This window comes from Christensenella hongkongensis (genome assembly GCF_000981035.1).
Classification (GTDB): domain Bacteria; phylum Bacillota; class Clostridia; order Christensenellales; family Christensenellaceae; genus Christensenella; species Christensenella hongkongensis.
Genome location: NZ_LAYJ01000133.1, coordinates 1 through 13728, shown reverse-complemented (window position 1 = coordinate 13728; position 13728 = coordinate 1). Strand labels below are relative to the sequence as shown.

Below are 13728 nucleotides of genomic sequence, written 5' to 3'. Positions count from 1 at the left end.
AAAATTTGTTTTTTTGTTTTTTAAATGAGCTTGTTTCTTTTGTTCTCATTATATAATCATCTCCATTGATTGTCAATTCATTTATTTATTCTTTAAAATCCCATGTAAAATGTCTTATTTTTTCTTTTATATAGCATTGTTAAACGTTTACTCTTGTTATATAATCTTTTGTAGTGGAAAAGGAGGTATCAATATGAAATATGGAACCATAGGAACCGGATGGATCACACAGGCCTTCATCGACAGCGCAAATACGATGAATAACTTTGAACTTGCGGGCGTATATTCGCGCGATATTTTACGCGCGCGCAAATTCGCCGCGAAAAACAACTGCGCCGTCGCTTATGACGACCTTGAAAGGCTTGCAACGAGCGACATCGACCTCGTCTACATCGCGAGCCCGAATTCGCTGCATTATAAACAATGCAGGCTTTTTCTTGAAAACGGCAAGCATGTCATATGCGAAAAGCCGGCAGTTGTTTACCCTGATGAGGCGCGCGAGCTTTATCATATCGCGGACAAAAATCACGTTATTTTTTTGGAAGCGATCATTATGTTACATCAGCCGCAATTTCATACTGTTAAAACGTCCTTAAAAAAAATAGGCCCCATCCTGAGTGCGCGGCTGGATTATTCCCAGTATTCAGCAAAATACCAGAAGTATCTGGAAGGAGAAAATCCAAATGTTTTCAACCCAAAATTTGCATCAGGTTGCATGATGAATCTGGGAGTTTATATCATTTATACTGCACTCGGCCTTTTCGGGCGGCCGGATGAACTTTTTACCCAGGCGCAGCTCCTGGACAGCGGCGCGGATATCAGCTTCTGCAGCATCTACCGTTATCCGGACAAACTCGTAACGCTTACAAGCAGCAAAGCCGGCCAAAGCTATCTTGGCTCTGAAATCATGGGAACTCTGGGCACCATGACCTTCGGCCTCGTTTCCAATTTTACGGATATTACGATTCATTATAACAATGGGACGACAGAGCGGATTGCGGACGATGTTCCAAGACTTACGCTTATGGCAAATGAAATCCGCGACCTGATACGATATATTGAAAAGCCGGAGGAAACGTACCATGAATATACCTATATCCGCGAATTGTGCATTGCAGTATCTGAAGTAACCGCACAGATGCGCAGGCAAGCCGGCATCATCTTTTCCGCCTGAGCTATGGATATCGTAGTCTTATCCCGGCGTATTTCCTTACAAAAAAACCGCCGTCCAACTGGACGGCGGGTTTTTTTGATACAATAATGTTTGTTCGCCTGATTAACGCTTGGAGAACTGTGGAGCTCTTCTTGCAGCCTTCAGGCCGTATTTCTTTCTCTCCTTCATTCTCGGATCGCGCGTCAGGAACCCTGCCGACTTAAGCGCGCCGCGAAGTTCCGGCTCTGCTTTGATCAGCGCCCTTGCAATGCCGTGACGGACAGCGCCGGCCTGACCGGTATAACCGCCGCCCTTCACCGATACAAATACGTCGTATTTGCCCATTGTGTCTGTTACGACAAACGGTGAACGAACCAGCATCTTCAGAGTCTCATATCCAAAAAATTCTTCGATATCTCTTTTGTTGATCGTGATCTCGCCTTTGCCCGGCATGATGCGGACTCTGGCAATCGATTTTTTTCTTCTGCCTGTTCCCAGGAACTGTTCTTTCTTTGCCATTTACTACTTCCCTCCCTTTTATAGCTCTATTGCTTCGGGCTTCTGGGCCGCGTGGTCGTGCTCTGCGCCTCTGTATACGCGCAGCTTCTTAAGCATTTTGCTACCCAGCTTATTTTTAGGAAGCATTCTTCTTACCGCTTCATAGAAAGCAAATTCAGGCTTTTCCTGCATCAGGTCCCTGTATTTTGTTTCTTTCAGGCCACCCACATATCCTGAGTGCTTGTAATAAATTTTCTGGTCCAGTTTTTTGCCCGTAAATACGAGCTTTTCCGCATTGATCACGATTACAAAATCGCCTGTATCAACGTGCGGGGTATATTCCGGTTTGTTTTTGCCGTGGAGAATGTCTGCAACCTTACTTGCAAGTCTGCCGAATACCTGTCCCTCAGCATCGACAACATACCACTTTTGCTCAACTTCACCGGGTTTCGCCATATATGTGTTCATTAGGCTTTCCTCCCATGGTATTGTAATGTAATTGGCGCATTGCTTCCTCTTTTGAAAGGTCCCAATTTTCAAAACAAAAAACATTGCTTTGCGCCAGCACAGGGCTAATTGTGCATATAGGCGCATGAAATATTTTACGCAAAATTCCGCATAATGTCAAGCTTTTTCATGAATTTCTTCCCATGCAGGCATTTATTTTCCCTGCCGTTGACAAAAACATATTCAGGTAATATACTACCTTATAAAGGTAATATATTACCTACTTGGAGATTGGAAAACCGCCGCAATGACAATCCCTTCCACCATAGACAGCAGGCATGCAGTTTTTGGCAGCCTGTTTTTACTTTCCACTAAACTTGAGGCAATCGGGAATGATTTTCTGGATGAGCTGACAGTAAAGCAATGGTTTTTTCTTGCTGTATTGACAACGTTCTTCAAAGAGCCGCCGACTGTAGGCCAGCTCGCAGCGCAAATGGGTAATTCACATCAAAATGTTAAACAGCTCGCGTTGCGCCTAGAGGAAAAAGGCTTTATCGATATCAGGAAGGATACGTCCGACCGCCGCGTCCTGCGCATCGTGCCTCTGGAAAAAGCGCAGGAATATGAAAAGCTACATCACGCAAAAAACGAAATCTTCCTGAAAACCCTGTTTGAAGGCTTTTCGAGTACCGAACTAAAAAAATTGCAGGACGGATTGGCTTCACTTTATGAAAATTTACTGCAAATGCAAGGAGAAAACAAATGAAACAAATCGTCGTTGTATATCGCTCGAAATACGGCAGTACGAAAAAATATGCGGAATGGATCGCCCGGGAGCTGGGTGCAACGCTTTGTACCCAGAAGGAAGCGTCTTTAAAAAGCCTTCTGCAATATGATGTAATCATTTATGGCGGCGGCCTTTACGCAGGCGGTATCGCCGGTTTCCCAAAGATAAAAAAGCATTTTCCGGGCTTCACCGGAAAAAACCTGGTTTTGTTTGCCGTCGGTTCTTCTCCCGCGTCGGACGAAGTGGTAAACGAAGTCAAAAAGCATAACCTGACAACAACCATGCAAAACATCCCTCTTTTTTACCTGCGCGGCGCGCTTGATTATGATTCCATGACTGCCAGGGATAAATTGCTCATGAATATGCTGAAAAAAATGCTTGAAAAGCGCAAAGCTACCGAAAAGGCCGATTGGGAAAACGGGCTGCTTGCGCATTTTTATGAAAAAAATGATTTCACTGATATCGGCAATATTCAGCCGTTGGTCGAATACGTAAAGGGCCTTGAATAAGGTCCTGTTTTATATTACAGCTCAATATAAAACAGAACGATATCCTCATAGCTTCCGTCCTTCATCAGAAAGCCGCCTTTTACTGTGCCGATCACATCGAAGCCAAGCTTTTTATACAGCCTGATTGCAGCCGTATTGGATGCGACCACAGCATTAAACTGCAGGATCCGAAAGCCCAGTTCCCTGCCTTGAAGCAGACAGTCCCTGACCAGCTGTTCACCGATGTGCAGGCCGCGGCAGCCATCCTTTACAGCGTAGGAAGCATTGGCGATGTGCCCACAGCGTCCGACGTTATTGGGATGGAGGATGTACAGCCCCACGATCTCTCCAAAACGCTCCGCCACACCGGTGTAAGACTGTGCGGCAAAAAACTGCTCCGCTTCCGCTTCGCCCATGGGCTCCATCTGGGGGAATGCGTTTGCTGCCTCAACCACACGATTCCATATTTCTGTCATTTCTGTCAGGTCCTGCCGCCTGTATTTACGAACTGTAACTTCCATTTTCTTCCCCCAACATAGCGCTCAATAAAAAACTTCTACCAAAAACAGGCCCTGTGCCTGCGCTGTCGCTCCCGCGAGCGTCCTGTCCTTTCGCTCGATTGCCGCCCCTACCTGCTGTGGTTCCATCTTTCCCTTGCCAACGGCAATAAGCGTCCCTGCAATGATCCGCACCATATTATACAAAAATCCGCTTCCATAAACATCGATATGGATATACTCGCCATGCTTTTCCACCTGCACACGCTCCACAGTACGCACCGTTCCCTTGATGTCCGTACCCGCCGCGCAGAAGGCCGAAAAATCATGCGTGCCTTCGATATATTTTGCAGCCTCCTGCATGCTCCGGAGCTCAAGCGGCACCGGCACATTCATGCAATAAAGCCTGCTTAAGGCGCTCTTCTGCCTGACATTATGGATGATATAACGGTAATGCTTGCCCTTGGCGCAAAAACGCGCATGAAAATCCCCATCCGCCTCAAAAGACCTTTTGATGCGGATATCTTCCGGCAACAGCACATTTAACACATAAGAAAACTTATCTGCGGGAATATCCGTCTCCGCATCGAAATGCGCAACCTGGCAAAGCGCATGTACGCCCGCGTCCGTCCTTCCTGAAGCGTGGACGGCTGTTTGGGTTCCAAGCGTTTTTTCCAGCGCCTCCTCTATTTTCTGCTGAATGCTGACGCCGTTCTTTTGTATCTGCCAGCCGCAGTAATTTGTCCCGTCATATTCAATGTACAGAACGACTCTCAAGCTTTTCTCTCCTATAAAAAAACCATCATCAATACGCACGACGCCGTGCAGATAACGAGCGACCACAGGTCGATACGTCCAAGCCTGAGGGTTTTCATTTTTGTCCTGCCAATATCGCCGCGGTAACAACGGCTTTCCATGGCAAGCGCAAGCTCATCCGCACGCTTGAATGCTCCCACAAAAAGCGGCACAAGAAGCGGGATCATGTTTTTGGCTTTTTTCAGGAGATTACCGCTGTCAAACTCAGCTCCACGCGCTGTCTGCGCTTTCATAATACGGTCTGTTTCCTCTACGAGCGTAGGGATAAAGCGCATGGCGATGCTCATCATCATCGCCATTTCATGGACTGGGAATTTAATCTTTTTCAGTGGCTTCAGCAGGCTCTCCATCCCGTCTGTCAGCTGCATTGGCGACGTTGTAAGCGTTAAAAGGCTGGTTGCGATAATAAGCAGCAGCAGCCTGATTGCAATAAAGATGGCTTTCTCGATCCCCTGCACGGAAATATGCAGGATTCCCCATTCCCAAAGAATTGTTTCGCCTGTGTAAAAGAAAATATTGAGTAAAAACGTAAATATAATAATAAATAATAGCGGTTTGATGCTTCGCAGGATCGTTCGGACGCCAACCCTGGAAAGTGCAATGATGATTCCAAACAGGATCGCCAGCGCCAGGAATCCATAGTAGGTACGTACCACAAATACGGCTACCAGGAATAGAATGGCAATTAAAATTTTTGTGCGCGGGTCCAGTCTGTGGACGACCGTATCGCCCGGAAAGTACTGGCCCAATGTAATGTTTTTCAGCATTTGCCGCCCTCTTTATAATGGTTCATGATATACGAAACCAATTCGTCTTTTTTGATAATGTCATCCGGCGCATTCCATCCGCGCTGTTTTAGCAGGTACGCCGCCGTACGCGCCTCGCTTGCCCCCAACCCTATTTCACGGAGCCTATCAAGGTCTGAGAAGACCTCCTTTGGCGTGCCGTCCGCATAAATCTCGCCATGCTCCATAGCGATGATACGCGAAGCGTAATCGCACAGTCCGTCCATATTATGCGATATCATCAGAATCGTGGTTCCCTCGTTGTTGAGCCTTTTGATCAGCTCCATAAACTGCTCACGCCCCACAGGATCAAGCCCTGCAATCGGCTCATCGAGGATCAGTATGCCCGGTTTCATGGCCAATACGCCAGCGATTGCAACCTTGCGCTTTTGTCCCCCGGAGAGATCGAAGGGAGACGACTCTTTGATTTGCTCCGGCTCAAAGCCAACAAGGCGCAACGCATCGTCTACCGACTGGTTTACTTCATCCTCGCTCATGCCTACCTTTGTCGGCCCAAACGCAACGTCTTTGCCGACGTTTTCTTCGAAAAGCTGGTATTCCGGATACTGGAATACCACTCCTACCGTCCGGCGCAGCTTTTTGCGGTCATAGCCGGAGGCGTTGATATCCTCACCATTGATCTCGACTGTCCCGCTCGTCGGTTTCAACAGCCCGGCGATCTGCTGGGTAAGCGTGGACTTTCCGCAGCCTGTGTGTCCGATTATCCCCACAAACTCCCCATCTTCCACACGCAGGTTGATACCCTTCAGCGCATGAACCTCAAAGGGCGTTCCTGTCATATAATAATAGTTTAAATCTTTGATTACAAGCGGCATAATTCATCCACCAATTCATGCAGCGTGACCGGGCATACGCCAAGGTCAATCCCATTCTTTTTCAGATCCTGATACACCTGTGTTGCCAGCGGCGGCATAAGGCCCGCCTCATCGAGTTTTTCCTGGTGTGAAAACACCTCGCGCGGTATACCCTCGTCAGTAATAATGCCGTCGGTCATTACAAATACCTTGTCTGCTTCCGAGGCCTCTTCCATATAATGTGTGATCAGGATGATCGTCTTTCCCTCTTCTTTGTTGAGATACTTGATCGTATCCATGACTTCTTTGCGTCCCTGTGGATCGAGCATCGCCGTAGGTTCGTCAAACACAACGATGTCCGGGTGCATTGCAAGTACGCCTGCAATCGCAACCCGCTGCTTCTGTCCGCCGGAAAGCATATGTGGCGCACGTTTTTCAAAGCCTGTCATGCCAACCGCCCCGAGCGCCTCCTGTACGCGTTCCTGAATTTCTTCCTGCGGCACGCCGAGGTTCTCCGGGCCAAATGCGACGTCCTCCTCCACAATGGTGGAAACAATCTGGTTATCCGGATTCTGGAACACCATACCCGCATTCCTGCGGATGTCCCACACATTTTTCTCATCGGACGCGTCGAGCCCCACTACAAAAAGCGTGCCTTCCTGCGCCTTCAAAAGCACATTGATATGTTTTGCAAACGTTGATTTCCCGCTTCCGTTATGCCCAAGCACCGCCACAAACTGGCCCTTTTCCACAGTGACCGAAACGCCCCTGAGCGCATCTTTTGGCTTTTCGCCTTCCATAACGGGGTAGGAATATTTTAAGTTTTTCGCATCGATGATGTTCGACATACTACCAATCCTTTTGTACTCCCGGGAAACCAAAAGAAGGAACTTAAGACACCTCTTTAAGTTCCCCCTCCCAAATTCTTACTTTGCGGTGTGCGTTACACCAACTCCAAAATGACAACCTCCGCCGCGTCTCCGCGTCTCGGTCCCTTTTTGATGATGCGTGAATAACCGCCGCCCTGTCCTTTGTCCTTTGCACGCTGTGCGTACTTGGGAGCGATATCGCGGAACAATTTCTCCACAACCGGCATATTTACGTCGCCTGTACGTTTCCTGTAATCGTATTTGCTTTCCTTTTCCTGCTTTTTCTCAGGAACGTTATACAAATATGAAATAATCGCACGGCGTACAGCCAGCTTTTCCGGCGAGTCGTTGACAACCTTTGTTTTCGTGCCGTCGATCGTCTTTTCTACCTCTACCGTATTGTCATATTGCCTGATTGCTTTTGTAATCAGCTTTTCCGCAATTCTCTGCGTTTCTTTCGCACGCATCATTGTCGTTTCTATCTTGCCGTTCCAAAGCAGCGAAGTCACAAGGCCGCGAAGCATCGCTTTTCTCTGGTCGGAAGGTCTGCCTAATTTTCTCATAGCGTTTTTATACCTCCGTACATTTTGTTACAGAAAATCAGTCTTCCTTGCGCAGCGAAAGCCCCAGGGCCTCCAGCTTCTGCTGAACTTCTTCCAGTGATTTTTTGCCCAAGTTACGCACTTTCATCATTTCCTCTTCGTCGCGCATAATAAGCTCTTCCACTGTGTTGATCCCCGCACGCTTCAAGCAGTTGTAGGAGCGTACCGAAAGATCCAGTTCCTCGATCGTGATTTCCAGTATTTTTTCTTTTTTGTCTTCTTCTTTTTCCACCATGATTTCCACGTCGCTTACGTGATCTGTCAGGTTGATGAACTGCGATAAATATTCGCTCATGATTTTCGCAGCCAAAGAAGTTGCTTCATCGGCATTGATGCTGCCGTTTGTCCAGACTTCAAGTGTCAATTTGTCAAAATCGGTGATCTGTCCGACACGCGTATTCTCTACTGCAAAATTTACCTTTGTTACAGGAGTGAACAGCGAATCCATCGGAACCTCGCCGATCGGCGTATTCGCGTCTTTATTCTTATCCGCAAGGACATAGCCTCTGCCTTTTTCCAGCATAATCTCCATATAGAGATTTGCCGACTTATCGATCGTCGCGATGTGGAGGTCTGGATTGATAATTTCCACTTCGGAATCCGTTTCGATATCTGCGGCAGTGACATCCTTGGGGCCTTTTGCATTGATAATCAGCTTCTTGGGCTCGTCCGTATACATTTTCGCACACAGGCCCTTTAAATTCAGCACGATATTCGTTACATCTTCATGTACGCCCTCAATGGTGGAGAATTCGTGCAATACGCCGTCTATCTTTACGCTTGTTACTGCAACGCCGGGCAGACTAGACATAAGGATACGTCTCAAAGAATTACCGAGCGTCGTTCCAAAGCCTCTTTCGAGCGGCTCCATGACAAACTTGGCATACTTCTTGTCTTCACTCATGCTGACGCATTCTATGTTTGGTCTTTCTATCTCAAGCATATTGTAACCTCCCTTAAGAATGAGCTACGCGCACGCGCCCATAACGCGTGCAGGTAACCTGATACTGCGTAATAAGCAGTCTGGGATACACAAGGTGTATACCGGGATCTCATTATTTGGAATACAACTCGACGATGAGATGCTCCTCGATCGTGAGGTCGATGTCGTCTCTTTCAGGCAGGGCAACTACCTTGCCGGTAAGCGTAGCGACGTCAAATTCCAACCATTTCGGAAGACCTTTACCGCCCTCTTCCTTGAGCGTTTTGAAGTACTCCTGCGAAGCGGATTTCTGAGCTACTGTAATCACATCTCCGGCTTCCACCAAGTAGGACGGAATATCAACCTTGTGCCCATTTACCAGGATATGACCGTGCATAACGAGCTGGCGCGCCTGTGCACGGCTGTCACCGATGCCAAGGCGGAAGCACACGTTATCAAGACGGCGTTCCAGTAATTGCAGCAGGTTCTCGCCCGCTTTACCCTTCATTTTTGCAGCAATATCAAAATATTTTCTAAACTGGCTTTCCAAAATACCGTATGCGCGTTTTACCTTCTGTTTTTCACGAAGCTGCGTACCATATTCAGACATCTTTCCATGTCTTCCTGCTCCATGCTGTCCCGGAGCGTTGGGGCGCAGTGTGTAAGCGCACTTCTGGGAGTAGCATTTATCTCCCTTCAGGAAGAGCTTTGCTCCTTCCCTGCGGCATAGGCGGCAAACCGGTCCTGTATATCTAGCCATAATTCGTTACCTCCTTATACCCTTCTGCGTTTTGGCGGACGGCATCCGTTGTGCGGAATGGGCGTCACGTCTTTGATCAGCGTTACTTCAAGTCCTGCTGTCTGCAGTGCGCGGATCGCGGCTTCCCTGCCGCTGCCCGGGCCTTTTACAAAAACTTCTACAAACTTAAGACCATGTTCCATTGCGGCCCTTGCAGCCGTTTCGGAAGCAACCTGTGCAGCAAAAGGTGTGCTCTTTTTGGAACCACGGAAGCCCATTGCCCCGGAGCTCGCCTGCGAAAGAGCATTTCCCTGCATATCTGTCATTGTAACAATCGTATTGTTAAAGGAAGAACGAATATGCGCCTGGCCTTTTTCAATGTTCTTCTTTTCTCTGCGTCTTCTGGACACTTTTTTCTTAGGTGCAGCCATTTACGAATTCCTCCTTACTTTTTCTTACCGGCAACTGTTCTCTTCGGTCCCTTGCGGGTACGAGCATTCTGCTTCGTGCTCTGACCGCGAACAGGCAGGCCTTTTCTATGACGGATGCCGCGATAGCAACCGATTTCCATCAGGCGCTTGATGTTAAGAGATACTTCTCTTCTCAGGTCGCCTTCTACTTTAATGTTTTTGTCGATATATTCCCTGATTTTGGAAAGATCGTTCTCATCGAGGTCTTTCACTCTGATGTCAGGATTTACATTTGTCTCAGATAAAATCCGCTGAGAGGTTCTCAGGCCGATCCCATAAATGTATGTGAGGCCAATCTCTACGCGTTTGTCTCTGGGCAAGTCTACGCCAGCAATACGTGCCATACTTTTTTAAACACCTCCGTGAATTATAAGCGGGTTCGCCGCTGCTACTTTTTTGTTTTTCCAAAAATGATGATAACTGGTTAATTATACCACATTATCTGTGTTATATAAAGCTTATACGTAATATTCGCACACACTTTTCGCGTTGCAAATCAGCCGCTCGTATAAACGTTATTTTCCTTAGCCCTGTTTCTGCTTATGCTTTACGTTCGGGCAGATTACCATTACTTTCCCTTTTCTCTTGATGATTTTGCATTTTTCGCAAATGGGTTTTACCGATGGTCTTACTTTCATCTTAAAAGCCTCCTCTTTTTCTTGCAATTATATAACGCACACGGCCTTTTGGCTTACGCCTTTCCACGCCATGTGATCCTGCCTCTTGTGAGGTCGTAGGGTGAGAGTTCCACTGTCACTTTGTCGCCGGGCAATATGCGGATATAGTGCATACGCAGTTTCCCGGAGATATGCGCCAGTACTTTGTGTCCGTTTTCAAGCTCTACTTCAAATGAAGCGTTTGGATAGGTATCTGTTACGGTTCCTTCCACTTCGATTACGTCGCTTTTAGACAAATTCACTCCTCCTTCTGTGATTCCATTGCGTTCTTAAGCGCGCTTCTCAGCTCCGCGTCGAACACCTTTTTCCCTTGTGTGAGCTTTTCCTGAATGTTTTCAAGAACCATTGGCTGTAAATCCAGGTGCTTAAGCTTCTTTTTCTTTGGCTTTGCAAGCCGTCTCAGGCCGCCGTCGGCAATGAGCACATACGGGCTGTCTATCACTCCCACGATCAGGAACGCACGTCCTTTGTCCCTGCCTGATCTGCTGAGCACGACTCTGCCTATTTCCACGGGGTTGTTATTTGACATATATATCCCACGCTTTTCTTATTTACGGCGCTGTAAGGATTTCAGGCCCGTTTTCTGTGATCGCTACGGTGTTTTCATAGTGGGCGGCCATACTGCCGTCCGCGGTCTTCACCAGCCATCCGTCATCCGTCCACTTGATCCGGTCCGATCCCAAAGTCACCATTGGCTCTATGGCGAGCACCATGCCCACCTCAAGCCGTGGATTCGGCCCGCGGAACGTATAATTCGGGATTTCCGGCGATTCGTGCATTTCACGCCCGATCCCATGGCCCACAAGCTCCCTTACAATTCCCATATCGTTTGCAAGAATTACTTCTTCAACCGCCCTGCTGATGTCTTTGAGGCGGTTTCCTTCGCGCGCCTGCTTTGCTCCTGCAAAGAAGCTTTCGCGCGTTACGTCGATCAGCTTTTGCTCGGTCGGCGTAATATCTCCCACCGCCACGGTGCGCGCCATATCCGACTGCCAGCCGGAGAGTATTGCGCCCATATCGACACTGAGGATATCGCCGTCCTTCAGAATCTCCTTGTCCGACGGGATGCCGTGCACCACGCCATCGTTGACCGAGGTACAGATGTTCCCCGGGAAGCCCTGGTATCCTTTGAAGGAGGGAATTGCTCCCGCATCCTCCAGATACTGCGCTACGATCCTGTCAAGCTGTCCGGTCGATACGCCCGGGCGAACCTGCGCAAGCAGTTCCTGCATACAGTTGTATAACAGCCGCCCGGACTCGCGCATCAGCGCGATCTCCTGCGGCGATTTGATATTGATCATATTTTTTTCAGTATCTCACAGATATAAGCCGCTTCTTCGTCGATGGGCATTGTCCCGTCTACGTTGCTGACTTTTCCGCGTTTTGCGTAAAAATCAATGAGCGGCGCTGTCTGCTCCTCATAAACTCTGAAACGCTCACGAACCGTCTCTTCGTTATCGTCTGCACGCGTTATGAGCGTGCCATTGCATTTATCGCACTTTTCAGATGCGTGGCTTTTTGTGCTGTATACCGCGCCGCAGTCCGGGCATACCCTTCGTGCAAGCACACGGTTTACGATTACCTGAACGTCAACCTCAAGGTTTACAACCGCATCAATCGAAGCGATTTGGTCAAGCGCTTCCGCCTGAGCGACCGTTCTTGGAAATCCGTCCAGCAGCACGCCTTCCTTTGCATCATCCTGCTTCATACGCTGGCCCATCATATCAATGATCACCTGATCCGGCACCAGAGCGCCTTTATCGATATAGGACTTTGCCAGCGTTCCAAGCTCGCTTCCCGCTTTCATCTCAGCACGCAGCATATCGCCGGTGGAGATGTGGGCGAGCTTCATTTCTTTGCCGACTATTTCAGCCATTGTGCCTTTTCCCGATCCGGGAGGGCCCAAGAAAATCACGTTCATGGTAATTCCCTCTCTGCTCTTTTGAGAGCATTATGTCGTATTTGCATAGAGCAAATGAGATGCAGGCAGTAGGATGTTCCCGCTTCCGCTTCGCCTGCGGCTCGCGCGCTCTGCATACCTTCCGCTTGCTGAATGCTCCGCATTCAGAGCGTCAGGCATCACGGACATCCCTTGCCGGGGCAACATTAGCCGAACCCAAGGTTCGGACGCTGCTCCCTAGTTCAGGAAGCCTTTGTAGTGCCTCATCATCATCTGCGATTCCAGCTGTTTGGTTGTCTCAAGCGCAACATTTACCATGATCAGCAAACTGGTTGCACCGAAGATACTGGTAACGCCCGTCGTAAATGTAAACAGTGACGGAACCGCCGCAACAACCGCAAGGAAAATTGCGCCAAACAGAGTAATTCTGGAAAGTATCTTTGCCAGGTAATCAGACGTGGGCTTGCCCGGCCTGATACCCGGAATAAATCCGCCGTTTTGCTGCAGGTTCTTACTCACATCCACAGGATTGAACGCAATCTGTGAATAGAAATACGAGAAGAACAGAATCAGCAGTGCGTAAATCACACCATAAACGATCGTTCCCGGTCCTGCGTACAGCTGATACCACTGATAGAATCCGCTTTCCGGCCAGAACTGACCGATCATGCCCGGAAGCATCAGGATCGTTACCGCGAAAATCAAAGGCATAACGCCGCTTTGGTTGACCTTCATCGGGATGTGGGTGGACTGTCCGCCGTACATCTTCCTGCCGACAACACGCTTTGCGTACTGCACCGGAATCCTGCGTTCCCCAAGGTCCACAAACGTGATACCAAGGATAATGACAAACGCAAGGCCCGCAACGATCACCACCGACCAGAAGCTCGTCTCCCCGGATACCACTGCGCCGCCAATATTTTGCAGCATATTCGGTACGCGGGAGATAATGCTGATAAAGATCAGCAGGGAGATACCGTTTCCAATACCATGCTCTGTGATCCGCTCGCCGATCCACATGATGAGCGCCGTACCCGCTGTGAGGCAGGCGATGATTGTCACATACGTAAACCAAGTTGCATTCGCTTCAACTGCTTGTGTGCCAAGGCCAAGGAGAATACCAATCGCCTGAACAAGACCAAGGATAACGCCGAGGTATCTTGTAATTGCWGCWWGGTCTTGTTCAGGCGAGTGGTATTCTCCTTGGCCTTGGCACACAAGCAGTTGAAGCGAATGCAACTTGGTTTACGTATGTGACAATCA

21 protein-coding genes are annotated in these 13728 nt (G+C 48.5%); 3 read left to right on the top strand and 18 right to left on the bottom strand.

Translation table 11 applies throughout. The features are described from left to right. The first annotated feature begins 193 nt into the window (after positions 1–193). Complete coding sequence (locus tag CHK_RS14250; RefSeq protein ID WP_052740623.1) at positions 194–1174, top strand: Gfo/Idh/MocA family protein; 981 nt, start codon at positions 194–196, stop codon at positions 1172–1174. 102 nt (positions 1175–1276) lie between these two features. On the opposite strand, the gene rpsI is transcribed toward CHK_RS14250, so the two are convergent. Together rpsI and rplM are read right to left on the bottom strand one after the other, a co-directional pair. Then, complete coding sequence (rpsI, locus tag CHK_RS14245; RefSeq protein ID WP_046444744.1) at positions 1277–1672, bottom strand: 30S ribosomal protein S9; 396 nt, start codon at positions 1670–1672, stop codon at positions 1277–1279. Between the two features lie 18 nt (positions 1673–1690). Next, a complete protein-coding gene (gene rplM, locus CHK_RS14240) occupies positions 1691–2119 on the bottom strand; it encodes a 50S ribosomal protein L13 (protein WP_046444743.1) in 429 nt (142 codons plus the stop codon). Positions 2120–2405: 286 nt separating this feature from the next. Between rplM and CHK_RS14235 the strand changes: the two genes are divergently transcribed. Then, a complete protein-coding gene (locus tag CHK_RS14235; RefSeq protein WP_046444742.1) occupies positions 2406–2864 on the top strand; it encodes a MarR family winged helix-turn-helix transcriptional regulator in 459 nt (152 codons plus the stop codon). Continuing rightward, on the top strand, positions 2861–3394 hold the full coding sequence (locus CHK_RS14230) for a flavodoxin domain-containing protein (RefSeq protein ID WP_046444741.1): 534 nt from the start codon (positions 2861–2863) through the stop codon (positions 3392–3394). Before CHK_RS14235 ends, CHK_RS14230 begins: the two co-directional genes overlap by 4 nt. Before the next feature lie 14 nt (positions 3395–3408). Here CHK_RS14230 and CHK_RS14225 read toward each other — a convergent pair whose 3' ends face one another. The 16 genes from CHK_RS14225 to secY form a co-directional block, all read right to left on the bottom strand. Further along, a complete protein-coding gene (locus CHK_RS14225) occupies positions 3409–3894 on the bottom strand; it encodes a GNAT family N-acetyltransferase (protein ID WP_046444740.1) in 486 nt (161 codons plus the stop codon). Positions 3895–3915: 21 nt separating this feature from the next. Beyond that, positions 3916–4647, bottom strand: a complete 732-nt coding sequence (truA, locus tag CHK_RS14220) for a tRNA pseudouridine(38-40) synthase TruA (protein WP_046444739.1) — start codon at positions 4645–4647, stop codon at positions 3916–3918. An 11-nt stretch (positions 4648–4658) separates the two neighbouring features. After that, positions 4659–5453: an energy-coupling factor transporter transmembrane component T family protein gene (locus CHK_RS14215; RefSeq protein WP_046444738.1), complete on the bottom strand. Its 795-nt coding sequence runs from the start codon at positions 5451–5453 to the stop codon at positions 4659–4661. Beyond that, positions 5447–6307, bottom strand: coding sequence for an energy-coupling factor transporter ATPase (locus tag CHK_RS14210; protein ID WP_046444737.1), 861 nt, complete (start codon positions 6305–6307; stop codon positions 5447–5449). Before CHK_RS14210 ends, CHK_RS14215 begins: the two co-directional genes overlap by 7 nt. Next, positions 6295–7134 (bottom strand): energy-coupling factor transporter ATPase, encoded by an 840-nt coding sequence (locus tag CHK_RS14205; RefSeq protein WP_046444736.1) that lies wholly within the window; start codon positions 7132–7134, stop codon positions 6295–6297. The genes CHK_RS14210 and CHK_RS14205 overlap by 13 nt, the downstream gene beginning before the upstream one ends. Positions 7135–7229: 95 nt before the next feature. Beyond that, on the bottom strand, positions 7230–7718 hold the full coding sequence (gene rplQ, locus CHK_RS14200) for a 50S ribosomal protein L17 (RefSeq protein WP_046444735.1): 489 nt from the start codon (positions 7716–7718) through the stop codon (positions 7230–7232). Between the two features lie 37 nt (positions 7719–7755). Then, positions 7756–8700, bottom strand: a complete 945-nt coding sequence (locus CHK_RS14195) for a DNA-directed RNA polymerase subunit alpha (RefSeq protein WP_046444734.1) — start codon at positions 8698–8700, stop codon at positions 7756–7758. 112 nt (positions 8701–8812) lie between these two features. Next, entirely contained in the window at positions 8813–9439 is a 627-nt protein-coding gene (rpsD, locus tag CHK_RS14190) for a 30S ribosomal protein S4 (protein WP_046444733.1), read from the bottom strand. A 14-nt stretch (positions 9440–9453) separates the two neighbouring features. Beyond that, positions 9454–9849 (bottom strand): 30S ribosomal protein S11, encoded by a 396-nt coding sequence (rpsK, locus tag CHK_RS14185; protein ID WP_046444732.1) that lies wholly within the window; start codon positions 9847–9849, stop codon positions 9454–9456. Between the two features lie 14 nt (positions 9850–9863). Further along, the gene (gene rpsM / locus CHK_RS14180) at positions 9864–10232 is read right to left on the bottom strand and encodes a 30S ribosomal protein S13 (RefSeq protein ID WP_046444731.1); all 369 of its coding nucleotides are present in this window, start codon (positions 10230–10232) and stop codon (positions 9864–9866) included. Positions 10233–10412: 180 nt separating this feature from the next. Further along, a complete protein-coding gene (gene rpmJ, locus CHK_RS14175; protein WP_046444730.1) occupies positions 10413–10526 on the bottom strand; it encodes a 50S ribosomal protein L36 in 114 nt (37 codons plus the stop codon). Positions 10527–10579: 53 nt separating this feature from the next. Then, positions 10580–10801 carry a translation initiation factor IF-1 gene (infA, locus tag CHK_RS14170; protein WP_046444729.1) on the bottom strand — a complete coding sequence of 74 codons (222 nt, stop codon included), beginning with the start codon at positions 10799–10801 and terminating at the stop codon, positions 10580–10582. Positions 10802–10803: 2 nt separating this feature from the next. Further along, complete coding sequence (locus CHK_RS14165) at positions 10804–11094, bottom strand: KOW domain-containing RNA-binding protein (protein WP_046444728.1); 291 nt, start codon at positions 11092–11094, stop codon at positions 10804–10806. A gap of 22 nt (positions 11095–11116) precedes the next feature. After that, positions 11117–11866, bottom strand: coding sequence for a type I methionyl aminopeptidase (gene map, locus CHK_RS14160; protein WP_046444727.1), 750 nt, complete (start codon positions 11864–11866; stop codon positions 11117–11119). Beyond that, positions 11863–12486 carry an adenylate kinase gene (locus CHK_RS14155; RefSeq protein ID WP_046444726.1) on the bottom strand — a complete coding sequence of 208 codons (624 nt, stop codon included), beginning with the start codon at positions 12484–12486 and terminating at the stop codon, positions 11863–11865. The genes map and CHK_RS14155 overlap by 4 nt, the downstream gene beginning before the upstream one ends. Positions 12487–12702: 216 nt before the next feature. Next, positions 12703–13683, bottom strand: a complete 981-nt coding sequence (secY, locus tag CHK_RS14150; RefSeq protein WP_160295691.1) for a preprotein translocase subunit SecY — start codon at positions 13681–13683, stop codon at positions 12703–12705. Between the last annotated feature and the right edge of the window lie 45 nt (positions 13684–13728).